This window comes from Flavobacterium sp. B330r (assembly GCF_056824325.1).
In genome coordinates, this window is sequence record NZ_CP124860.1 from 1 (window position 1) to 22,875 (window position 22,875).

15 protein-coding genes and 2 pseudogenes are annotated in these 22,875 nt (G+C 34.0%); 11 read left to right on the forward strand and 6 right to left on the reverse strand.

What is annotated here, in order from left to right:
• Positions 1–18: 18 nt before the first annotated feature.
• Positions 19–438: pseudogene (locus QLQ95_RS00005) on the reverse strand (alpha/beta fold hydrolase); the annotation flags it as partial.
• 1,436 nt (positions 439–1,874) lie between these two features.
• Here QLQ95_RS00005 and QLQ95_RS00010 point away from each other — a divergent pair.
• Positions 1,875–2,206, forward strand: a pseudogene (locus tag QLQ95_RS00010) (sensor histidine kinase).
• Between the two features lie 116 nt (positions 2,207–2,322).
• On the opposite strand, the gene QLQ95_RS00015 reads toward QLQ95_RS00010, so the two are convergent.
• Both QLQ95_RS00015 and QLQ95_RS00020 read right to left on the reverse strand, forming a co-directional pair.
• Complete coding sequence (locus QLQ95_RS00015) at positions 2,323–3,015, reverse strand: SIMPL domain-containing protein (protein WP_095931566.1); 693 nt, start codon at positions 3,013–3,015, stop codon at positions 2,323–2,325.
• A gap of 51 nt (positions 3,016–3,066) precedes the next feature.
• Entirely contained in the window at positions 3,067–3,705 is a 639-nt protein-coding gene (locus QLQ95_RS00020) for a rhomboid family intramembrane serine protease (protein ID WP_095931565.1), read from the reverse strand.
• Between the two features lie 118 nt (positions 3,706–3,823).
• Between QLQ95_RS00020 and QLQ95_RS00025 the strand changes: the two genes are divergently transcribed.
• On the forward strand, positions 3,824–4,696 hold the full coding sequence (locus tag QLQ95_RS00025; RefSeq protein ID WP_320491964.1) for a lysophospholipid acyltransferase family protein: 873 nt from the start codon (positions 3,824–3,826) through the stop codon (positions 4,694–4,696).
• A 67-nt stretch (positions 4,697–4,763) separates the two neighbouring features.
• Here QLQ95_RS00025 and glmM read toward each other — a convergent pair whose 3' ends face one another.
• Entirely contained in the window at positions 4,764–6,152 is a 1,389-nt protein-coding gene (gene glmM, locus QLQ95_RS00030) for a phosphoglucosamine mutase (protein ID WP_095931563.1), read from the reverse strand.
• A 206-nt stretch (positions 6,153–6,358) separates the two neighbouring features.
• Between glmM and QLQ95_RS00035 the strand changes: the two genes are divergently transcribed.
• The 9 genes from QLQ95_RS00035 to QLQ95_RS00075 all read left to right on the forward strand — a co-directional run bounded on the left by QLQ95_RS00035 (position 6,359) and on the right by QLQ95_RS00075 (position 20,837).
• Positions 6,359–6,943, forward strand: coding sequence for an acyl carrier protein phosphodiesterase (locus tag QLQ95_RS00035; protein ID WP_482502102.1), 585 nt, complete (start codon positions 6,359–6,361; stop codon positions 6,941–6,943).
• A 21-nt stretch (positions 6,944–6,964) separates the two neighbouring features.
• Positions 6,965–8,653, forward strand: a complete 1,689-nt coding sequence (ggt, locus tag QLQ95_RS00040; RefSeq protein ID WP_095931562.1) for a gamma-glutamyltransferase — start codon at positions 6,965–6,967, stop codon at positions 8,651–8,653.
• A 74-nt stretch (positions 8,654–8,727) separates the two neighbouring features.
• Entirely contained in the window at positions 8,728–10,512 is a 1,785-nt protein-coding gene (locus tag QLQ95_RS00045) for a chloride channel protein (protein ID WP_482502104.1), read from the forward strand.
• 174 nt (positions 10,513–10,686) lie between these two features.
• Positions 10,687–13,518 carry an excinuclease ABC subunit UvrA gene (uvrA, locus tag QLQ95_RS00050; RefSeq protein ID WP_320491961.1) on the forward strand — a complete coding sequence of 944 codons (2,832 nt, stop codon included), beginning with the start codon at positions 10,687–10,689 and terminating at the stop codon, positions 13,516–13,518.
• 25 nt (positions 13,519–13,543) lie between these two features.
• A complete protein-coding gene (locus QLQ95_RS00055; RefSeq protein WP_320491960.1) occupies positions 13,544–13,774 on the forward strand; it encodes an addiction module protein in 231 nt (76 codons plus the stop codon).
• An 8-nt stretch (positions 13,775–13,782) separates the two neighbouring features.
• Positions 13,783–14,088 carry a type II toxin-antitoxin system RelE/ParE family toxin gene (locus QLQ95_RS00060; RefSeq protein ID WP_414655666.1) on the forward strand — a complete coding sequence of 102 codons (306 nt, stop codon included), beginning with the start codon at positions 13,783–13,785 and terminating at the stop codon, positions 14,086–14,088.
• 399 nt (positions 14,089–14,487) lie between these two features.
• A complete protein-coding gene (locus QLQ95_RS00065) occupies positions 14,488–15,216 on the forward strand; it encodes an LOG family protein (RefSeq protein WP_095931557.1) in 729 nt (242 codons plus the stop codon).
• A 268-nt stretch (positions 15,217–15,484) separates the two neighbouring features.
• Positions 15,485–18,232 carry a gluzincin family metallopeptidase gene (locus QLQ95_RS00070; RefSeq protein ID WP_428239304.1) on the forward strand — a complete coding sequence of 916 codons (2,748 nt, stop codon included), beginning with the start codon at positions 15,485–15,487 and terminating at the stop codon, positions 18,230–18,232.
• Between the two features lie 190 nt (positions 18,233–18,422).
• Positions 18,423–20,837, forward strand: coding sequence for an alpha-ketoacid dehydrogenase subunit alpha/beta (locus QLQ95_RS00075; RefSeq protein ID WP_428239305.1), 2,415 nt, complete (start codon positions 18,423–18,425; stop codon positions 20,835–20,837).
• Between the two features lie 182 nt (positions 20,838–21,019).
• Here the strand turns inward: QLQ95_RS00075 and kdsB are convergent, their stop codons facing one another.
• Both kdsB and QLQ95_RS00085 read right to left on the reverse strand, forming a co-directional pair.
• Positions 21,020–21,754: a 3-deoxy-manno-octulosonate cytidylyltransferase gene (kdsB, locus tag QLQ95_RS00080; protein WP_428239306.1), complete on the reverse strand. Its 735-nt coding sequence runs from the start codon at positions 21,752–21,754 to the stop codon at positions 21,020–21,022.
• Between the two features lie 166 nt (positions 21,755–21,920).
• Positions 21,921–22,733 (reverse strand): class I SAM-dependent methyltransferase, encoded by an 813-nt coding sequence (locus QLQ95_RS00085; protein WP_428239307.1) that lies wholly within the window; start codon positions 22,731–22,733, stop codon positions 21,921–21,923.
• Positions 22,734–22,875 lie beyond the last annotated feature (142 nt).

Genomic DNA, 22,875 nt, shown 5'->3' on the forward strand with positions numbered 1-22,875 from the left:
AAGCTGAACGCCTCCCATTGAATATCCTATCAGATAAATATCTTCAAATCCTTTTTTCAAAGCAAACTGAACCACTTCGTCCAAATCATCAACTGCACCGTGATGATACAGCTTTGGAAGACGATTCATTTCTCCGCCACAAGTACGATTATTCCAAGCAAAAACCGAAAAACCTTTCTGCTTAAAATAGGCCGCACAGCTGTTATTATAGGTTCTGCGCGAATCGCCTTCTAAACCGTGGCATAAAATAACGGCCTTTTTTGAGCCATTTAAAATATAATCGATATTGATAAAATCTCCGTCATTCAATTCATGCTTTTCTCTTGTATATTCGGGCACTTCAAATTTCTTAATCAGTGCAGCATAAATGGTAGAAACATGCCTGTTGCGATGCATAATAGAAGGGGAATTATATTCTGATTGTTCAATTAGTGGCATAACAAAGAATTTTGTGGTACTTAATACAAAGCTAAGAAATCATTCTATATGTAAATTAATTCGTTCTTTCTATTTTATCTTTTTTGATAATTCTCAAAAAAACACATCCAAAAAAATTGAAAAAAAGTTATTTCTAAATCTATAACACAAAACTGTAAAAACTATTGCCTATTTTTAAAGTATAAGATTTTCCAGCGAATGTTTGTTATTTCAAAATGCCACAAATTAATTTAAAAATAAACTGCTGTTAATTTTTAAAAACAGTTTAATCTTGTAGCACATTAGAAGGAAAACAAATTGTTAAATGTTCTAGAACACTGCGCTTGTCGCGTCATCTCTAGCTTGAATGTTTACTTTATTTGTATATTTGTTAAATCGATTTCTAAAAACAAAATCCCTCTAATGTTTGAACTCTTACCGGTAGATCCAAAAACAATATTTCTACTTTACTTTTGGGGCAATCTGTTTACCTGCATTCTTATTTTTAGTTTTTCATTTTCATATGCCACTAGCGATAAGAAAAACTTAAAATGGTTTGGCTTGGGCAAATTAATACTTACACTTGCTTGGGTAATGGCGCTTTTGCGAAATATTATTCCTGATTTGCGTCTATTAACATTGCCAATTCTATGATTCTTGGCGCTTGTTGCTTTGAGACGATGGCTATGCTTTCACTTATTAAAACGCATGCAAAAAAGCATTATCGTTTTCAAATAGCCATTACGGCAGCATCCATAGTATTCTTTAATATTTCCACGATTTTTGACGCATCGATGAATACTCGTGTCATAATTGGTGGTATTTGCATATTTTTCATCTATTTATTGCCAACCATTACTTATTTTACAGAAAAGGAAAAAAGCTTTTTTAAGACTTTTTATGTTTTGTGTTACATGGCATTTGAAATTCTAATTGTAATACGAATTGTTCATAGATATTTATCTCCTCAAGATCTTATTATTTCCAATGACACCTTCGATAGCTTATACAGCATTTGCCTATTTTTTATTGACTTTAATTGGCATTGTAGGCTTTTTACTTTTGGTAAAAGAAAAGCAGGATCATAAAATTAAAAAGCTTTTAAACGATAAGAATCAGTTCTTTTCTATTATTTCTCACGATTTAAGGGGGCCTTTAGGGTCTTCTGTTTTCTTTCTGAAATTTTATTGGAGAATATCGAACAATACAGTCGAGAAGAAATTAAAGAAATTTCAGAGCTCCTGCACGACTCGAATAAGAACATTTATAAACTACTTGAGAACCTTTTAGATTGGTCTAGAGTACAAACTGGAATGATTGCCTTTAATCCTAAAAATGTGCTTTTAAATGCCTTGATTGAGGAGAATATAGAACTAAGCCGAAATGTGGCTTTAAATAAAAACATCAACATCGCGTTTGAATCGGCTTACCTTGTTGAAGCAGAAGTTGATAAAAACATGATTAGTACCATCTTGCGAAATTTACTAAGCAATGCAATTAAATTTACAGACAAGAACGGTGACATTAAAGTCAAACTAGTGCAAACAAATCAAAAAGTAGAAATTTCTATTACAGATAACGGAATCGGAGTTCCGGACTACATCAAAGAAAATTATTCAAAATTAACGGAAAGGTTCTACAAAAAGGAACGGAAAACGAACTCGGCAGCGGACTCGGATTATTGCTTTGTAAAGAGTTTGTAAGCATTCATCAAGGAACAATTTGGGTAGAAAGCGAACAAGGGAAAGGAAGTACATTTCAGTTTACACTTCCGATAAAGGTGGTTTAAATTCTAATACTCAAATTCCAAATTCCAAATTCCAATCCTAACCGAATAAAATGAAAAAACCAAATCCCAGTTTGAATTGGAATTTGGATTTTTTATTATTGGTATTTTATAAATGTTTAGTCTAAAACAAAACTTACGCTAACATTTGCTGTAATTTCGATTTCGCCAATTGCAAGAGTTTCGTTTGAAGCTCCCATTGAGTCTGCTTCTTTCATTCTCATAGCCGCAGCATACATTGGCTGTGGACGATAGATTTGAGAGTTGTCTGAAATTGTAAAAGCTTTACCCACTTTTTGTCCTAAAACAGACACATATTCTTCCGCTTTTGTTTTAGCATCTTTCATCGCTAATTTTCTAGCTTCAGACTCGTATTGTGCTAATTTAGAGGTTTCAAAAGAAACTTTGTCGATTCTATTAATTCCTTGCTGAACCAAACCTTCCATTAACTCATCGTATTTAGCTAAATCTTTCACTACGATTTCTACTGTTTGTGTAGCATTATAAGAAGTTTTCTTTTTCTCATAATCGTACTGCGGATTAAGAGCTACTTGTTTTGTTTTGAAATCTGCTGTTGGGATATTCATTTTTTTAATGAATTTTAAAACAGCATCCATCTTTTCGTCATTTTGTTTTTTAACGTCTTTAGCATTATTCCCTTTTGTTTCAACCGAAGCTGAAATACAAACCTGATCAGGTGCTACTTTTACTTTTCCTTCTCCATTAACATTAATTAGTGGTACTTGTTTGATTTCTTGGCCGTAAGACATAGTCATAAACATGATTGTTAAAAATAATACTAGTTTTTTCATTTTTGTTAAATTTTAATATTTAAAAAAGACATTTCAAAAGTTATGCCAGCATTACAATTTTCCCAATTTTGCCATTCCAAAAAGTATCAAAATCGGAATCGCAAGAAGAATAACCATTAGGGTATGGTCTGTAAGAAGTGATGGCATTTTGATCAAAGTAATCAAATATCCTCCTATAGCACCTCCAAAGTGTGCTGTGTGGCCAATATTGTCATTTTTGGCTTTCATTCCGTAAATAGAGTATAATAAATACACAATTCCGAAAATATAAGCCGGCATCGGAATCACAAAAAATATTCCGAGCATCATGTCGGGCTGCAATAGTATTGCGGAATATAAAACTCCCGTGACAGCGCCAGAAGCACCAACGGCACGATAGCTATAATCATTCTTATGAAATAGCATGGTTAGAAGACTTCCAAAAATTAAACTCCCAAAATAAACCAATATAAAAGAGAAATTACCAAGCCAGTTTAAAACTACAGGAGCAAAGAAATACAAAGTCAGCATATTAAAAATCAAATGCATCATGTCTACATGCAAAAAACCAGAAGACAGCATTCTAATTTGTTCTCCTGAACGAATGCTTCCGACATGAAATTCGTATTTTCTAAAAAAATAAAGATCGTTAAAACCTTTGTAACTAATAACAACGTTCGCAATGATAATCGCTATTAAAATAATATTCATAAGTAATAAGTATTGTGAATTATGATTTGTAAATATAATCATTCTTAAAGATAAGTTAGCAAGAATGCAAAATAGCAGTCGATAATCATTTTTAATTTATCTTTGCCAAAAAAATTACATGCAGTTTCTTGTCTATATTTTAGCCTACCCATTACTTTGGCTTATCTCTATACTTCCTTTTCCTATATTTTACCTATTTTCAGATTTTGTCTGTTTTTTGGTTTATAGAGTTATTGGATATCGTAAAAAAGTGGTTCGCGAAAATCTTGCGCTTACTTTACCTCATTTGAGCGATGCCGAGAGAAAAGTTATAGAAAAGAAATTCTACAAGCATATGTGCGATATGTTTTTGGAAATGATTAAAACCATGAGCATGTCTCCTGAAGAAATGGAAAGAAGATTTCATGTCACTAATATTGATCTGGTTCGTGATTATGCTAAAAGAGGAAAAAGCGTGATTCTTGTGGCTTCGCATTATGCAAGTTATGAATGGCTTTTAACAATTAATCCCAAACTTGGATTTCAAGGAGTTGCTGTTTATAAGAAACTGGCTAATCCATATTTTGATAAATTGGTTCGAAAAATCCGTTCTAAATACAATACCGAGATGATCGAAACCCGAAAAGCAATTCCAACAATGGCAAAGAACCAACGTGAAGGTGTTTTAAGTCTGTATGGTTTAGCAAGCGACCAATCGCCAAAAATGGAAAGGATTTTTCATTCGATGAAATTTATGGGAGTTGAAGTTCCTGTGCACACAGGCGCCGAAACATTAGCAAAAAAATATGATTTGGCAGTTCTATTTGTAGAAGTTAAAAAAGTTAGAAGAGGGTATTATGAAGCTACATTTATTCCTCTTGCAGATAATCCGAAAGATTTTGAAAACTTTAAAATTACAGAGATGTATTTAAAAGAAGTCGAAAAACAGATTCTAGAAGCGCCAGAATTTTATTTGTGGACGCACAAAAGATGGAAACACCGTATTGAATAATCCAAAATAGAAAAAGCCTCTTTCGAAAGTTTCAAAAGAGGCTTTTTTATGTAATAAACCTAAAATCTTAGATTCCAGCAATTACTTTAATTTCATCAATAATTCGAAGTGCTAATTTATCTGCAGCATCTTGAGAAGGCGCTTCAGTATAAATACGAATAATTGGCTCTGTGTTTGATTTTCTTAAATGAACCCATTCTGTAGCAAAATCAATTTTTACACCGTCAATTGTCGAGATATCTTCGTTTTTATATTTTTCTGTCATTTGAGATAAAATCGCATCAACATCTATTTGCGGTGTCAATTCGATTTTATTTTTACTCATGTAGTATTCTGGATAAGAAGCTCTCAAAGCAGAAACTGGCATTTTTTTGTTTGCTAAATGCGTTAAAAACAAAGCAACTCCTACCAGACTATCACGTCCGTAGTGCAATTCAGGATAGATGATTCCACCGTTACCTTCACCACCAATTATTGCGTTATTTTTCTTCATTAATTCAACTACATTCACCTCTCCTACTGCACTTGCTTCGTAGCTTCCGCCGTGTGCTTTAGTAACATCTCTTAAAGCGCGAGAAGATGACATATTAGAAACGGTATTTCCTGGAGTTTTGCTCAAAACATAATCTGCACAAGCCACTAATGTATATTCTTCTCCAAACATTTCTCCGTCTTCGCTAATAAAAGCCAAACGATCAACATCTGGATCTACTACGATACCAAAATCAGCTTTTTCTTTTACAACAAGCTCAGAAATATCAGTTAAATGTTCTTTTAATGGTTCTGGGTTATGAGGAAAATGTCCGTTTGGTTCGCAGTATAATTCTACCACTTCAACGCCCATTAATTTTAGCAATTTCGGAATGATGATTCCTCCAGATGAATTTACACCATCTACAACCACTTTAAATTTAGCCTCTTTAACCACTTCAATATCAACCAATGGCAAGTTTAAAACTTCATCGATATGAATATCCATATACGCATCATTAGAAATAACTTCACCTAAACTATCCACATCAGAAAAGTCGAAAGCTTCAGCTTCAGCAATTTCAAGAATTTTTGCACCGTCAGCGCCACTTAAAAATTCTCCTTTTGCATTTAATAATTTCAAAGCATTCCATTGTTTTGGATTGTGAGATGCTGTTAAAATAATTCCTCCGTCAGCCTTTTCTAAAGGAACCGCCACTTCAACAGTTGGCGTTGTAGAAAGTCCAAGATCGATAACATCGATTCCTAAACCAATTAAAGTATTCACTACTAAATTATGAATCATTGGTCCAGAAATTCTTGCGTCGCGGCCAATTACAACTGTCAATTTATCTTTAGCAATATTATTTTTTAAGAAAGTTCCGTACGCCGAGGCAAATTTCACTGCATCAACAGGAGTTAGATTGTCTCCCACTTTTCCTCCGATCGTTCCACGGATTCCAGAAATAGATTTTATTAGAGTCATTTTTGTGAGTTAGGGTTATTTTTTTACAAATATAAAAAAGTTACCGAGTTACTAAGGCGCTAAGTCTCTAAGAATTTAAATTTAATCTATAAGAAACTACTTATTTCTCGTTATTTTTATAACAAAATGATTTAAAAAAGTTTTTATACATTTACTAAAATAACTCAGAATCTTAGTCTCTAAGGTTCTTGGCAACTTTCAAAAAAATGAATTTCTTAGCCCACATATACCTTTCTGGAGAAAATGATCTGATTAAAATAGGGAATTTTATGGCTGACGGAATTCGCGGAAAACAATTTGAACATTTTCCTGAAGATGTGCAAAAAGGAATTTTACTGCACCGATTCATAGATACCTATACCGATTCTCACGATATTTTTAGAACCAGCACCAAACGTCTTCATGACAGATACCATCATTATGCCGGCGTAATTGTCGATATTGTTTATGATCATTTTTTGGCCAAAAACTGGACAAAATATTCGGATGAGGAATTGGAACTTTTTGTAAAACGATTTTATCATTCTTTGCATGATAATTACGAGATTTTAACCGAAAAAACACAAGGTTTAATGCCATACATGATCGAAAGAAACTGGTTGGTAAGTTATCGTACAACAGAAGGAATTCAGCATATTTTGACGCAAATGGACAGAAGGTCGAAAAACATTTCTCAAATGCAATTTGCTGTTGAAGAACTTATTGCGTTTTATGATGAATTTGAAGAAGAATTTACCCTTTTCTTTGAAGAAATGAGAGTAAAAGCCAAAGAAAAACTCCTTTCTCTCTAGCCCAATTTAATTTTATTGCACATGAAAAAAATTACACTTTTAATCGCCCTTTTATATTTAAATAGCAGCAACGCACAAGAAGCTCTTCCAAAACCAACAGGATTGGTTGTTACAAAAGCAATGGTCGTTTCTGCTCGTGAAGAAGCTTCAAAAATTGGTGCCGACATTATGAAAAAAGGAGGAAATGCTTTTGATGCGATGGTCGGGACAGAATTGGCTCTTGCAGTTGCTTTTCCGTTTGCAGGAAATATAGGCGGTGGCGGATTTATGGTTTACAGAAAAGCAAATGGTGAAGTGGGTTCGTTGGATTATCGAGAAAAAGCACCACTTGCTGCCACAAAAGATATGTTTTTGGATAGTGAAGGAAATGTTATAAAAGGAAAAAGCACACAAACAGCTCTTGCTATTGGTGTTCCTGGAACTATTGCAGGCGTTTTTGCCGTACATAAAAAATATGGAACAATGCCTATTTCTAAAATTCTAGAGCCTGTTATCGCTTTAGCAGAAAGAGGTGTTGTAGTAACCAAAAAGCAAGAGAAAAGTATAAAAGATTATCATGAAAGCATTGTAAAAATTAACGGCGAAAATTCACTTGTATCAGGCAATTTCAAAGAAAATGACACGATCAAATACTTAGCTTTAGCCAAAACTTTAAAAAGAATTCAGAAAAAAGGAAGAAATGAATTCTACAAAGGCGAAACTGCAAAAATCTTAGTCAATTATCTTCAGAAAAAAGGCGGTATTATCACGATGCAAGATTTAGCCAAATATGAGGCAAAATGGAGAAAGCCGCTTCAGTTTACTTATAAAGATTTGAAAATCATCTCAATGTCTCCTCCAAGCAGTGGCGGAATTTGTCTGGCGCAAATCTTAAAAATGCTTGAGCCTTACGATTTAGCAAAAATGGGACATAATTCTCCCGACGCTATTCAGGTTATTGTTGAAGCCGAAAGAAGAGCCTATGCAGACAGAAGTTACTTTTTAGGCGATCCTGATTTTGTAAAAATTCCGATGAAAGAATTGTTAGACGCAAACTATCTGCGCGAAAGAATGGCAAGTTTTAATCCTGAAAAAGCAACTTTGTCTACCGAAATTAAAGAAGGAAAAGTAAATTATGCCGAAAGCACAGAAACTACACATTACTCTATTGTAGACCAATTCGGAAACGCAATTGCAGCTACAACCACTTTAAATGATGGTTATGGTTCTAAATATTACTGTGACGAATTAGGTTTCTTTTTGAATAATGAAATGGATGATTTTAGTGCCAAACCTGGATCTCCAAATATGTTTGGTTTGGTTGGAAATGAAGCCAACAGCATTGCACCGCAAAAACGCATGTTAAGCTCTATGACCCCAACAATTGTAGAAAAAGACGGAAAACTTTTTATGGTTGTGGGAACTCCAGGTGGTTCTACCATTATTACTTCTGTTTTGCAAACGATTTTAAATGTTTACGAATACAAATTAAGCATGCAGGAAGCGGTAAATGCTCCACGTTTTCATCATCAATGGCTACCCGATTTAATCACTTTCGAACCTAATACTTTTGAAACGAAAACTATAGAAAAACTAAAAGCTAAGAGTTACATTATCAACGAAAAGCCAACTCCAATTATCGGAAAAGTAGATGCCATTTTGGTCTTACCTGACAATAGATTAGAAGGAGGAGCAGATTTTAGAGGAGACGACACAGCGGTTGGTTTTTAAAGTGATTCTTGATTTTATTTTTTTTAAACAAGATTAAAATCTAATTTTGTAAGATCGATAATTTTTAAAACATAATGATAAAAAAATATTTCAGACGACTTGAAAGTATAATTGCTTTGGCTCAATCTTTAATGACACCAAAACAATTTCTTTTTTTATCCAGTGTATTAACAGGAATCTCGTGCGCGTTTGCGGTAATTGTTCTTAAAACATTTGCACACAGCGTTTTTTCTTTTGCAACTTACATCAACGGGATTCTAAAATTGAGTTTCATCAATAGTATTTTGCCTATTATTGGTATTACACTAACGGTTTTTGTTGTAAATAAAGTTCTTAACGGAAGTATTCAGAAAGGAACTTCACAAATACTTTATGCGGTTGCCAAAAAAGCCAGTATTATTCCGAAAAAGCAGATGTATGCCCAGATTGTTACTAGTTCGTTAACGGTTGGTTTAGGAGGTTCTGCTGGTTTAGAGAGTCCGATTGTGATAACAGGAGCCGCTTTTGGCTCTAATTTTGCCCAAAACTATAAGTTACAATACAAAGACAGGACATTGTTAATTGGCTGTGGCGTTGCGGCCGGAATTGCTGCCGCATTTAACGCACCAATAGCCGGAGTTCTTTTTGCGATCGAAGTTTTATTGGTAGATGTTAGTATTTCTGCCTTTACGCCAATTATGATTTCTGCTGCGACAGGCGCATTGGTTTCTGCGATTGTTCTGGACGAAAGCATTTTATTAAGCTTCAAAAAACAAGAAACATTCGATTATCATAATATTCCATTCTATGTTCTCTTAGGCGTTCTTACGGGATTGGTCGCTATTTATTACTCTAGAAATTTCCAGAAAGTAGAGCATTATTTTGCCAAACAGCAAATTAATCCATACAAAAAAGCTTTGATTGGTTCATCGTTATTAGCGTTACTAATTTTTATTTTTCCAACACTATTTGGTGAAGGTTACGAAAGTATTAAAACATTATCTGATGCAGATCCGGGACTTTTATTAGATAATACTTTGTTTGCAGATTTCAGAAACAATCAATGGGTTTTACTTTTATTTGTTGGGGCAACAGCAATGGTTAAAGTTTTTGCTTCGGGACTAACTCTTGGAAGCGGTGGAAATGGAGGAAACTTTGCTCCTTCTCTTTTTCTAGGATCATATTTAGGCTATTTCTTTTCTAAATTGGTTACGATGATTGGCTTATCTAAACTTCCTATCAGTAATTTTACAATGGTCGGAATGGCCGGAATTTTGAGCGGTTTATTTCATGCTCCGCTTACGGCTATTTTCTTAATCGCAGAAATTACAGGAGGTTACGGATTAATGATTCCGCTTATGATTGTCTCTTCAATCAGTTTTGCTATTTCTAAGCGTTACGAAAAATATTCGCTTGACGTAAAAGGATTAGCTAAAAAAGGACATGCTTTTACAAGTAATAAAGATTCTAATATTCTATCCACTTTAGAAATTGACACGATCATTCAGTGCGATTACCTAACCGTTCATCCAGACGAAAACCTAAGTAAATTAGTAGACCTGATTTCACACTCTAATCAAGTTGTTTTTGCGGTTGTAAACAATGATAAAGATCTGGTTGGAGTGGTTCATTTTAATGATATTCGCGAAATTATATTTAACTCTTATCGTGTAAAATATACTTTCATTAGAGATGTAATGAAAGCACCTTCTGCCACAATTTCTACACTCGACAGCATGGAAATTGTAATGCGCAAATTTGAAACCTCAAAATCTGCTTTTCTTCCTGTTTTAAGAGATGGAAAATATCACGGATTCATTTCAAAATCGATAGCACTTGAAGCATATAGAACAAAACTTCGTTCTATGACAATTGAATAGCCTTAACATCGGATACGTTAAAAATTTTTATTCACCCAATATTAAAATGTTTTCCAGCAAAAAATAAAACTATAAGAAACTACTTTTATTTTGTTACTAATTGTAACATAAAGTTTTGCTATCGAGCACTAAAAGAACAAATCAAAGTGGTAACTTTGCGTTTTGCTCAAAATTATGTTAGATAAAGACAATACTATTGAAGTTCTTGGTGCAAGAGTTCACAATCTAAAAAATATCGATATATCTATTCCGCGTGAAAAACTGGTTGTAATTACAGGTTTATCAGGTTCGGGAAAATCTTCTTTGGCTTTTGATACGATTTATGCCGAAGGACAGCGTCGTTACGTTGAAACTTTTTCTGCCTACGCGAGGCAATTTCTTGGCGGATTAGAGCGTCCAGACGTTGATAAAATCGACGGACTTTCGCCTGTAATCGCGATTGAACAAAAAACAACTAGTAAAAGTCCGCGTTCTACAGTTGGGACTATCACTGAAATTTACGATTTCTTAAGGCTGTTATATGCGCGTGGCGCAGATGCCTACAGTTATAACACTGGCGAAAAAATGGTTTCGTATTCTGATGAGCAGATTAAAGATCTGATTATTCAGGATTATAATGGAAAACGCATCAATATTCTTGCTCCGGTTATTAAAGCTAGAAAAGGTCATTATGCGGAATTATTCCAACAAATAACCAAACAAGGATTCTTGAAAGTTCGTGTAAACGGAGAAGTTCAAGATCTTGTTGCGGGAATGAAATTGGATCGTTACAAAACACACGATATTGAGATTGTTGTAGACAGAATGGTGATTGAAGATAATCCAGATACACAAAAAAGATTATCTGAAAGCATCAATACAGCGATGCATCACGGTGAAGATGTCTTGATGATTTTAGATCAAGATTCTAATGAAGTGCGTTATTTCAGTAGAAATTTAATGTGTCCTTCAACAGGAATATCGTATCAGAATCCAGAACCAAATTTATTTTCGTTCAACTCTCCAAAAGGAGCTTGTCCACATTGCAACGGATTGGGAACGGTACACGAAATCAATGTTAAGAAGATTATTCCAAATCCGAAATTATCGATAAAAGCTGGTGGTTTTGCTCCGCTTGGCGAATACAAATCGTCTTGGATTTTCAAACAATTGGAAACCATTGGAGAAAAATTCGGATTTAAAATTACCGATGCAATTGAGAAAATTCCTGAAGAAGCAATGCAAATGATTTTGTATGGCGGAAAAGATAAATTTTCGATCAATTCAAAAGATCTTGGCGTAACGAGAGAATATAAAATTGACTTTGAAGGAATTTCTAATTTCATCAAAAATCAATATGACGAAAGCGCTACAACCAGCATAAAACGTTGGGCAAAAGATTTTATGGACGAAATTAACTGTCCTGTTTGCGACGGTTCACGTCTTAAAAAAGAAGCTTTATTTTTTAGGGTAAACGAAAAAAATATCACCGAATTATGTGATATGGATATTTCAGATTTAACAGCTTGGTTTCAAGATTTAAATAGCCATTTGACAGATAAACAGCTTTTAATTGCATCTGAAGTGGTAAAAGAAATTAAAGACCGTTTGAACTTTTTAATGAATGTTGGTTTGAATTATTTGGCTTTAAGCCGAAGTTCAAAATCGCTTTCGGGCGGGGAAGCGCAGCGTATTCGTCTGGCAACACAAATTGGTTCTCAGTTGGTTGGAGTTCTTTATATTTTGGATGAACCAAGTATTGGTTTGCACCAAAGAGATAACGAAAAGTTGATTCATTCTTTGGAACAATTACGCGATATCGGAAACTCGGTTATTGTGGTTGAACATGACAAGGACATGATCGAAACAGCAGATTATGTAATTGATATTGGACCAAAAGCAGGTAAATATGGAGGAGAAATCATCAGTATTGGAACTCCAAAAGAAACTTTAGCTTCGGATACTATAACCGCTCAATATTTGAATGGTAAAATGAAATTTGAGATTCCGAAGAAAAGAAGAAAAGGCAATGGCAAATTCTTGAAACTAACCGGTGCAACAGGAAACAATCTTAAAAACGTTTCGATAGAAATTCCGTTAGGGCAATTAACCTGCGTTACAGGAGTTTCAGGAAGCGGTAAATCGACTTTAATTAATGAGACGCTGTATCCAATTTTAAATGCGTATTATTTTAATGGAGTAAAGAAACCACAGCCTTACAAAAAGATTGAAGGTCTGGAACATATTGATAAAGTAATTGATATTGACCAAAGTCCGATTGGAAGAACACCACGTTCGAATCCGGCGACTTATACAGAGGTTTTCACTGAAATCAGAAATTTGTTTACAATGACTTCTGAAAGTATGATTCGTGGTTATAAAGCGGGACGTTTTAGTTTTAACGTAAAAGGTGGACGTTGCGAAACCTGCGAAGGTTCTGGTGTAAGAACAATCGAAATGAACTTTTTACCAGACGTTTACGTAGAATGCGAAACGTGTCAGGGAAAACGTTTCAACAGAGAAACTTTAGAAATTAGATACAAAGGAAAATCTATTTCTGATGTTTTGGATATGACGGTTGATGAAGCTGTTCCATTTTTTGAAAATATTCCGAAGATTTATAGAAAAATCAAGACAATTCAAGATGTTGGTTTAGGTTATATTACACTTGGGCAACAAAGTACAACGCTTTCGGGTGGTGAAGCGCAACGTATTAAATTAGCGGGAGAATTATCTAAAAAAGATACTGGAAATACATTTTATATTCTAGACGAACCAACAACAGGATTACACTTTGAAGACATTCGCGTTTTGATGGAAGTAATCAATAAACTGGTTGATAAAGGAAATACTATTCTGGTGATCGAACATAATATGGACGTAATCAAACTTGCCGATTATATTATCGATATTGGTCCAGAAGGTGGAAAAGGTGGCGGACAATTGGTTGCCAAAGGAACCCCAGAAGAAGTGGCTCAGAATAAAAAGAGTTATACGGCTAAGTTTTTGAAAAAAGAACTAACTTAGTATCATTATTATAAATATTATTTTTATGAACAGTTTAAGTTTGAAAGTAGATTTAGATTTTAAAGAATTGATGAAAGTTGTAAAACAATTATCACCTGCTGAAAAATTAAAACTCAATGAGGTGATTTGGAAAGATGATAATATTGAAATCCCTGAAGAACATCAAAAAATAGTTTTAAGCAGAATTAAAAAAAGCAAAGCGTCTCCTGAACGAATGCTTGACTGGGATGATGTTTCCGATTTACCAATTCAATAATTTTTGAAATGTACAATATTAAAATAGATCAGGATGCTTTAAATGATCTAACACAAATAGTTAAATGGTATAATAACCAGTTAGAAAATTTGGGGCTTCGTTTTCATAAGCAAGTTAAAACTCAAATTAACTCATTAAAAACTCAACCACATATTTGTGCTATTCGTTATAAAAATATTCGTTGCATGATAGTCAAAAAATTTCCGTTTATAATTCATTATTCAATTAACGAACAATTAAATTTAGTGGAGATTTTCTCAATCTTTCATACTAGCAGAACCCCTGAAATTTGGAACTCAAGAACTAAAAAGTAGCAGATATATTATCTAAACAATCCAAAAACTATAATCATCTGATAGTGAACCAAAACCTTAGGCATATTCATTATCCAAGCATTACTTTTGGATTATAATTACTCTTTTTTATAACAATTCTAGAAAAAAGCGTTAATTTAGTGTCCGCTTTTTCTGAAAAACTCAAGCTTTTTAAAGAAAATATGTTTCAATTAAGCCAAATGGTTTATATGAGACCAACTGCCCTAGCCCTGATGGGAGCGGCATCTCCCGATTTAGAAAAACAAGGCTTTTTAGCCGTAGTTTTTGTTTATCGGGAATATAGCTGACAGCGGGAAACGGCTCCTTCTTCCGACTATGATCAGGATGACAATTACAGGGACAAAAACATAAATAAAATAATAAATTAAAATACCTAAAATGAGATTAGAAGATTTTGATAATGATGAAGATAAAGTAATTCAGGATCGTTTGAAACAAAGAACGTGGAATGAAATTAAAACCAATGACAGCTGGGCAATTTTTAAGATTATGTCTGAGTTTGTAAATGGTTACGAAGCAATGGGACGTATTGGTCCTTGTGTTTCTATTTTTGGATCGGCGAGAACAAAACCAGAGGATAAGTACTATCAATTGGCTGAAAAAATTGCTTATAAAATCAGTAAAGCAGGTTACGGTGTGATTACAGGAGGTGGTCCCGGAATTATGGAAGCTGGAAATAAAGGCGCGCATTTGGGCGGAGGAATTTCGGTTGGTTTAAATATCGAACTTCCGTTTGAGCAGCATTTTAATCCTTATATTGATCATGACAAAAACCTGAATTTCGACTATTTCTTTGTGAGAAAAGTAATGTTCGTAAAATATTCGCAAGGTTTTGTGGTGATGCCAGGTGGTTTTGGAACTTTAGACGAAATGTTTGAAGCTATCACTTTGATTCAAACTAAGAAAATTGGAAAATTTCCGATTATTTTGGTTGGAGTTGAGTTCTGGTCTGGCTTAATCGAATGGGTTAAAACTGTTTTGGTTGAAAAAATGCATACTGTAAGCCCAGAAGATTTGAATTTATTTAAAATTGTAGACACTGAAGATGAAGTTGTGGAAGCATTGGATAAATTCTACAAAAAATACGATTTAAGTCCGAATTTCTAAATTTAATTTTCATGTGTGAGATCACATTTCGCTGTGAACATCATACTATTTATCGTTAAATTACGTAAAGTATCGTAAAAATTGAAAGCTGTTTTTTTAAACAGCTTTTTTTATACTATTTTTACAAAAATCCGAAACCGCAATATGTCCGTAATTTAAGTATGTCTGATAATTTTTAAGCCACTATTTGAAAGCACTTTATAAAATTATTTGCCTCGTTTTAGCTTTATCATTTTCGATAAAACTAACTGCACAACATCAATCTAAGATGGAAGTGGCGGTAAATCTCGAACTTAAAACACTAAACATAAAACAAGATCTTACGTATCATAATACTACAAATGATACTTTGGCTTTGATTGTTTTGAACGATTGGAATAACGCTTTTGCGGATAAAAACACGCCTCTTGCAAAACGTTTTTCTGATGAATTTTACAGAGGTTTTCATTTGGCAAAGGCTGCCGACAGAGGAAAAACGACAATTATAAACCTAACAGAAACTAATTTTTCGGCTCTGGAATGGGAAAGAAGCAATCAGGATCCTGACTATATTACGGTTAAGCTGAATCGCAAACTGCTTCCTAACGAAAAAATCGTTTTACATCTTAATTATATTGTAAAAATACCAAACGATAAATTCACACATTTTGGTTTTGATCAAAATGGCGGTATGGCTCTTAAAAACTGGTTTATAAGTCCTGCCCGTTTTGAAAATGGCCTTTTTGTAAAGTATAACAATTTCAATCTGGATGATATTGCCAATGCGGTGAGCGATTATGAAGTTGAAATTAAAATCCCGAATCCATACTCTATTACTACCGATTTAAATTCGGTTTCTAAAGATACCAGCAATCAGGGCTACAATATTTATTCTTTCTCTGGCAGAAACAGAACCGATTTTAGTCTTTATATCGAAAAACAAAATAGCTTTAGAACATATGATAATGGTTCTCTACTGGTTGAAACCAATTTAAAAAATAAAAAAATAGACGAAATCCAGAAAGCTATTATCATTAATCGTGTGGTTTCTTATGCTGAAAAGTTTATTGGCAAATATCCGCATGAAAAAATAACCGTTTCTCAGATCGATTACGACAGAAATCCTTTTTATGGTTTAAATCAGCTGCCTTCTTTTATCAGTCCGTTTCAGGATGATTTTATATTTGAAATTCAGTTTTTAAAGACTTTTCTAAACAATTATCTCAAAAACAGTCTTCGCTTAGATCCTAGAAAAGACAATTGGATTTATGACGGAATCCAGATTTATGCCATGATGAAGTACATGGAAGAACATCATAAGGAGGAAAAAATGCTAGGAAGACTTTCAAACATGAAGCTCTTTAAAAGCTACAATATCACGAATCTGACTTTTAACGAGCAGTATAGCTATTACTATATGCTAATGGCCCGTAAAAACTTGGATCAGCCACTTGGCGATCCAAAAAACACCTTAATAAAATTTAACGAGCAAATTGCCAGTAAATATCGTGCTGGTTTGAGCTTGAGTTATTTAGATGATTATCTGAATCATGATATTGTTCCTAAAAGCGTCAGAGAATTTTACAATCTCAACCAATTCGGACAATCGAATCGTTATGATTTTGAGAAAATCTTAACCCAAAAAAGCCCAAAAAATATTGATTGGTTCTTTAAAACCATTATCGATTCTCGAGATATTATCGATTATAAATTTTCAAACGTTTCGAGAACTGCAGATAGTATTACATTTTCGGTTAAAAATAAAACTGGCATCTACGCTCCTATTCCGATTTACGGAATTAAAAAGAAAGAAGTCGTTTTTAAAGAATGGATTGAGCCTACTAAAAAAGACTCTGTTTATGAGTTTAGCCGTAAAAATGCAGAAAAAATTGTCATTAATTATGATAATGAAGTTCCGGAATACAACCAAAGAAACAATTGGAAATCTCTAAAACATGTTGCGCTCAACCGTCCTGTTAAATTTAATTTTGCTAAAGATTTAGAAGACCCAGACTATAATCAGATTTTATACATTCCGACCTTAAACTACAATTATTATGATGGTATAACGCCAGGAATTCGTTTTCATAATAAAACCATTTTAGACAAACCTTTTAATTTTGACATTAATCCGGCGTATTCTATAAAAGCAGGAACAGTTTCAGGTTCGTCTGCTTTTTCATGGAATCAATATTATAGAAACAGCACCTTATATAATGTTCGATATTCTATAAGTCAGAATTATTATCATTACGCCCCAGATGCAACTTATTTAAGGTTAAATCCGATGGTGCAGTTTCGTATTCGAGAAAAAGATTTTAGAGATAATAGAAAACAGCTGTTTTTAGCTCGTCAGGTTATTGTAAATCGTGAAGCAAGCACGTATATTACAGATAACTCAAAACCAAACTATTCGATCTTTAATGCCCGCTATTCTAATACGAAAACAGAATTAATTGATCATTTTAATTTTATGACTGATTTGCAATTTTCTAGCGGTTTTGGAAAAGCTTCTGGAGAAGTTGAATACAGAAGACTATTTGAAAATAACAAAAAGCTAAATTTAAGACTATACGTTGGAACTTTCTTGTACAACACAACAAATTCAGATTATTTTAGTTTTGGCTTAGACCGTCCGACAGATTATTTATTTGATTATAATTTATTCGGAAGATCAGAAAGCACAGGTTTTTTTAGCCAGCAGTATGTTATCGCTGAAGGAGGTTTCAAATCGCAACTAGAACCTTCATACGCTAATCAATGGATGGCAACTTTGAATGCCAGTTACGCCATATGGAACTGGGTTGAGATTTATGGTGACATTGGTTTCTTAAAAAACAAGCACAAAAGTGAGTTCTTTGCTTACGATTCTGGAGTCCGTTTAAACTTGGTTCCTGACTACTTTGAACTCTATTTTCCTGTTTATTCGAATAATGGGTGGGAAATATCACAGCCTAAATACAATGAAAAAATACGATTTATAATCACTTTTTCGCCAAGAACGTTAGTTACTCTTTTTACCCGAAAATGGTTTTAATCAAATAAATTTTAAACAAAAACTTGCGAAATTATCAATAAAATTAAATTTCATATAAAAATAACATAAATAAAATACGTAGTTTTTAGATTTGAATACAAATAATTAAATTATATTTAGTTCAAAGAATTATGATTATTGATTGTTTTTAAGTAATTTCGCGACATAAACAACATGACGCTACAAGATTATGATAAAAGAAAAAAGCAATACTACACTGACATTTGAAGACTTCAAAACTGAGGTATTGAATGACTATAGAATTGCGGTAACAAGCCGTGAATGTAGTCTTTTAGGTCGAAAAGAAGTATTAACAGGAAAGGCTAAATTTGGAATTTTCGGTGACGGAAAAGAAGTTCCGCAGCTGGCAATGGCAAAAGCTTTTAAAAACGGAGATTTTCGTTCTGGATACTATCGCGACCAAACTTTTATGATGGCTATTGGTGAATTGAATGCCAGACAGTTTTTTGCCGGTTTATACGGGCATACTGATTTAGCTTTTGATCCTATGTCTGCCGGAAGACAAATGGGCGGACACTTTGTAACGCACAGTTTAAACGAAGACGGTTCTTGGAAAGACTTAACCAAACAAAAAAATTCAAGTTCAGATATATCTCCAACAGCAGGACAAATGCCAAGATTACTTGGTTTGGCACAAGCTTCAAAAATTTACAGAGAGGTTGGTGGAATAACAATTAAAGAGAAATTTTCTGTTAACGGAAACGAAGTAGCTTGGGGAACTATTGGTAACGCAAGTACCTCTGAAGGTTTGTTTTTTGAAACTATAAACGCTGCTGGAGTGCTACAAGTTCCGATGGTAATGAGTGTTTGGGATGATGAATACGGAATCTCTGTTCATGCAAAACATCAGACTACAAAAGAAAATATTTCAGAAATATTAAAAGGATATCAGCGCGATGAAGATTCTAAAGGCTATGAAATCTTTAGAGTGAAAGGCTGGGATTATGCCGAACTGGTTTCTACTTATGAAAGAGCCGGAGCAATTGCGCGTGAAGAACATATTCCAGTTTTAATTCACGTTAACGAATTAACACAGCCACAAGGTCACTCTACTTCTGGCTCTCACGAACGTTACAAAAATGCAGAGAGACTGGCTTGGGAAAGAGACTTTGACTGTATTCGTCAAATGCGTTTATGGATGATTGCAATTAATATTGCATCTCCAGAAGAATTGGCAGAAATTGATTTCGAATTGAAGAAAGAAGTTTTAGAGGCTAAAAAAGAAGCTTGGAATAACTTTATCAATCCAATTATTGACGATCAAAAGAACCTTCTTACTTTATTAGAACAAATTGCTGATGCAAGCATTAACCATAAAGATAGAATCAAGAAATTAATTTCTGAATTAAGTGCGATTAAAGCGCCTTTAAAGAAAGAATTATTGGTTTATGCTAGAAAGATTCTTCGTTTTATCGAAGTTCCAAACAGCAAAGTTCTTTTATCAAATTGGATTACAGATTTTATAGCAGAAACTCAGGAAAAATTTAGCAGTAATTTACATTCTGAATCATCTAAAAATGTATTTTCAGTACAGGAAGTTCTTCCTAAATATGCTGAAAATGCAAAAGCAGATTTAGACGGAAGAATGATTCTTCGTGATAACTTTGATGCTTTATTTGCCAAATATCCCGAAACTTTAATTTTTGGTGAAGATGTTGGAAACATCGGAGACGTAAACCAAGGTTTAGAAGGGATGCAGGAAAAATACGGAGAACTTCGTGTTGCCGATGTCGGAATTCGTGAAGCGACTATAATTGGTCAGGGAATCGGAATGGCATTGAGAGGCTTGCGCCCGATTGCTGAAATTCAGTATTTAGATTATTTATTGTACGCTATTCAGATCATGAGTGATGATTTAGCTACATTACAATACAGAACCGTTGGAAAACAAAAAGCACCATTAATCATTAGAACTCGCGGACACCGTTTGGAAGGAATCTGGCATTCTGGTTCTCCAATGGGAATGATCATTAATGCTATTCGCGGAATCCATGTTTTGGTTCCAAGAGACATGACACAAGCAGCTGGTTTCTACAACACTTTGTTAGAATGTGATGAACCTGCTTTGGTTATTGAATGTTTGAACGGATATCGTTTAAAAGAAAAAACGCCACTAAATTTTGGTGAATTCAAAACGCCAATTGGAGTTGTAGAAACGCTAAGAGAAGGTTCTGATATTACTTTAGTTTCTTACGGATCAACTTTAAGATTGGTTATGCAAGCGGCTAATGAATTGGCAGAAAAAGGAATTGATTGTGAAGTTATTGATGTTCAATCTTTACTTCCGTTCGATATTAACAAAGACATCGTAAAAAGTGTTGCTAAAACAAACCGTCTTTTAGTAATTGATGAAGACGTTCCTGGAGGAGCTTCAGCATTCATTTTACAGCAGATTTTAGAAGAACAAGATGCTTACAAACATTTGGATAGCAAACCACAAACTTTAGCTGCAAAAGCGCATAGACCAGCATACGGAACTGACGGCGATTACTTCTCTAAACCTTCTGCAGAAGATATTTACGAGAAAATTTACGATATGATGCACGAAGTAAATCCTTCTAAATTTCCTGCTTTATACCAGTAATTTAGATTGTTTTAGATATTAAAAAAGCTCCAAAAAATTTGGAGCTTTTTTTGTTTTATTTGTCATCCTGAGGAACGAAGGATCACACTAGAAACTCTGTTTAGAATGTCTCCAATCTTTGCCGATTTACGAGTGTGATCCTTCGTTCCTCAGGATGACAAGTTTGTGGATATAAATATTAATTAAATATCTCTCAACATTGCTCGAGCTCTTTCCAAATCCTCAGCCGTATCAATTCCAATTCCAACATGCGTCGTTTCAACCATTTTGATGCGTTTTCCGAATTCCAAATACCTTAACTGCTCCAACTTCTCGGAAGCTTCTAAAGATTTCATTGGAAGGCTGTAAAAGTCTAACAAAGCCTGTTTTCTAAAAGCATAAATTCCGATGTGCTGAAAGTATCTTACACCAACGTTTTTCTCTCTCGGATACGGAATTACAGATCTTGAAAAATACAATGCAAACTGCGACTGGTCTACCACCACTTTTACATTATTCGGATTATTGATTTCTTCTTCATCTGTGATTTCGCGCATTAATGAAGCTAAATCAATCTTTTTATCTGAATCGTTTTTAAAAACCGATAAAACCTGCTCTAACGGCCCAGCTTCTGTAAAAGGCTCATCACCTTGTACATTCACTACAATATCAACATCTAGATTTGCAACGGCTTCTGCAATTCGATCACTTCCAGATTCATGTTCTTTAATGCTCATAATGGCTTTTCCTCCATTAGAAACAATTTCATCAAAAATCAGATCAGAATCGGTTACTACAAAAACATCATCAAACAATTTTGTAGAAACTGCTGCTTCATAGGTTCTTAGAATTATTGTTTTGCCTCCCAAATCTTGCATTAATTTGGCAGGAAAACGAGTTGAAGCATATCTGGCTGGAATTACCGCTATTATTTTCATTCTTATATTTTACTGAGTTAAAAAAACTCAAAATTTAGTGATTTAATTTTCACCGGTTTTAAGTGTTTGCAAATATGCAAAAATTACTTTTAATTTTCTGTCTACTAGCAAACCATACAATCGATTATTATTAACAACCTTCTTGTTTTATGTATTTAGAAAAAAATTAAGCCAAAACTGTAACACGAAGATAAGTTGCAGGAATTAAGGTAGAATTTTTGTCATTACTTCGGTTTTGGCTATTCACTAATCCTTCAAGTTTAGCATACAAATCTGAAGTTTTTCCATTTTGCTCGGCAGCTTCAAAAGCATTCATGGTTGGACCATAGTAATTTTTTAATCGATTTAGCCACTCCGAAGGTGGAAATGCTGCTTTAAATGTAAAGGTATCTCTCTCAAAAGAAATATTTTCTTTAGAAATACCCGCATTTGTGAATCTTTCGATAACATTATCCTCAATACCCCACAGCATTGGACTTACAAAACCCTCAGGAGGCGGTGGTGTAAATTCAGAACTAATTTTCAAGATTTGTGCAATTAACGTTGGATCGCCCGGTATCCAATTACCCATAATAATTTTACCTCCAGGTCGTGTGACACGAACCATTTCTTTAGCAACATCAAAAGGTTTTGGAGCAAACATTGCTCCAAAAACACTCATCGTCACATCGTAAGATTGGTTTTTCAATTCATTTAAATCGGTTGCGTCTCCTTCTTTAAATACAATATTATCTAATCCTTCTTTTCTTGCTCGAAGATTGCCAGCTTCAACTAAATTTCTTGCTATATCAACACCTAAAACATTGGCTCCTAATTTTGCCGAAGGTATTGCGGTAGTACCATCACCACAGCCGAGATCTAAAACGTCACTATTTTCTTTTATTCCAATTTTGGCAACCAATTCCGCACCGCTTTCTCTCATAGATTCTGCAACGCGTGTAAAATCGCCTTTTTCCCATAATGCTTTGTTTGGATTCATCTTAATTTTATCAGTGATTATAGTGCTGATGCCGCACTTTAACTTAAATTGTAAACATCTTTTATCGTTTTTTAAATTTATCACCAGTTAATCACAAAAGGCATTTAAAAAACTACTCAAAAAGAAAACACAAACCAAACAA

Bases quoted from the DNA above. Each gene is read 5' to 3' on its own strand.
- QLQ95_RS00015 (WP_095931566.1), bottom strand. From the start codon at position 3,015: ATGAAAAAACTAGTATTATTTTTAACAATCATGTTTATGACTATGTCT.
- QLQ95_RS00020 (WP_095931565.1), bottom strand. From the start codon at position 3,705: ATGAATATTATTTTAATAGCGATTATCATTGCGAACGTTGTTATTAGT.
- QLQ95_RS00025 (WP_320491964.1), top strand. From the start codon at position 3,824: ATGCAGTTTCTTGTCTATATTTTAGCCTACCCATTACTTTGGCTTATC.
- glmM (WP_095931563.1), bottom strand. From the start codon at position 6,152: ATGACTCTAATAAAATCTATTTCTGGAATCCGTGGAACGATCGGAGGA.
- QLQ95_RS00035 (WP_482502102.1), top strand. From the start codon at position 6,359: ATGAATTTCTTAGCCCACATATACCTTTCTGGAGAAAATGATCTGATT.
- ggt (WP_095931562.1), top strand. From the start codon at position 6,965: ATGAAAAAAATTACACTTTTAATCGCCCTTTTATATTTAAATAGCAGC.
- QLQ95_RS00045 (WP_482502104.1), top strand. From the start codon at position 8,728: ATGATAAAAAAATATTTCAGACGACTTGAAAGTATAATTGCTTTGGCT.
- uvrA (WP_320491961.1), top strand. From the start codon at position 10,687: ATGTTAGATAAAGACAATACTATTGAAGTTCTTGGTGCAAGAGTTCAC.
- QLQ95_RS00055 (WP_320491960.1), top strand. From the start codon at position 13,544: ATGAACAGTTTAAGTTTGAAAGTAGATTTAGATTTTAAAGAATTGATG.
- QLQ95_RS00060 (WP_414655666.1), top strand. From the start codon at position 13,783: ATGTACAATATTAAAATAGATCAGGATGCTTTAAATGATCTAACACAA.
- QLQ95_RS00065 (WP_095931557.1), top strand. From the start codon at position 14,488: ATGAGATTAGAAGATTTTGATAATGATGAAGATAAAGTAATTCAGGAT.
- QLQ95_RS00070 (WP_428239304.1), top strand. From the start codon at position 15,485: ATGGAAGTGGCGGTAAATCTCGAACTTAAAACACTAAACATAAAACAA.
- QLQ95_RS00075 (WP_428239305.1), top strand. From the start codon at position 18,423: ATGATAAAAGAAAAAAGCAATACTACACTGACATTTGAAGACTTCAAA.
- kdsB (WP_428239306.1), bottom strand. From the start codon at position 21,754: ATGAAAATAATAGCGGTAATTCCAGCCAGATATGCTTCAACTCGTTTT.
- QLQ95_RS00085 (WP_428239307.1), bottom strand. From the start codon at position 22,733: ATGAATCCAAACAAAGCATTATGGGAAAAAGGCGATTTTACACGCGTT.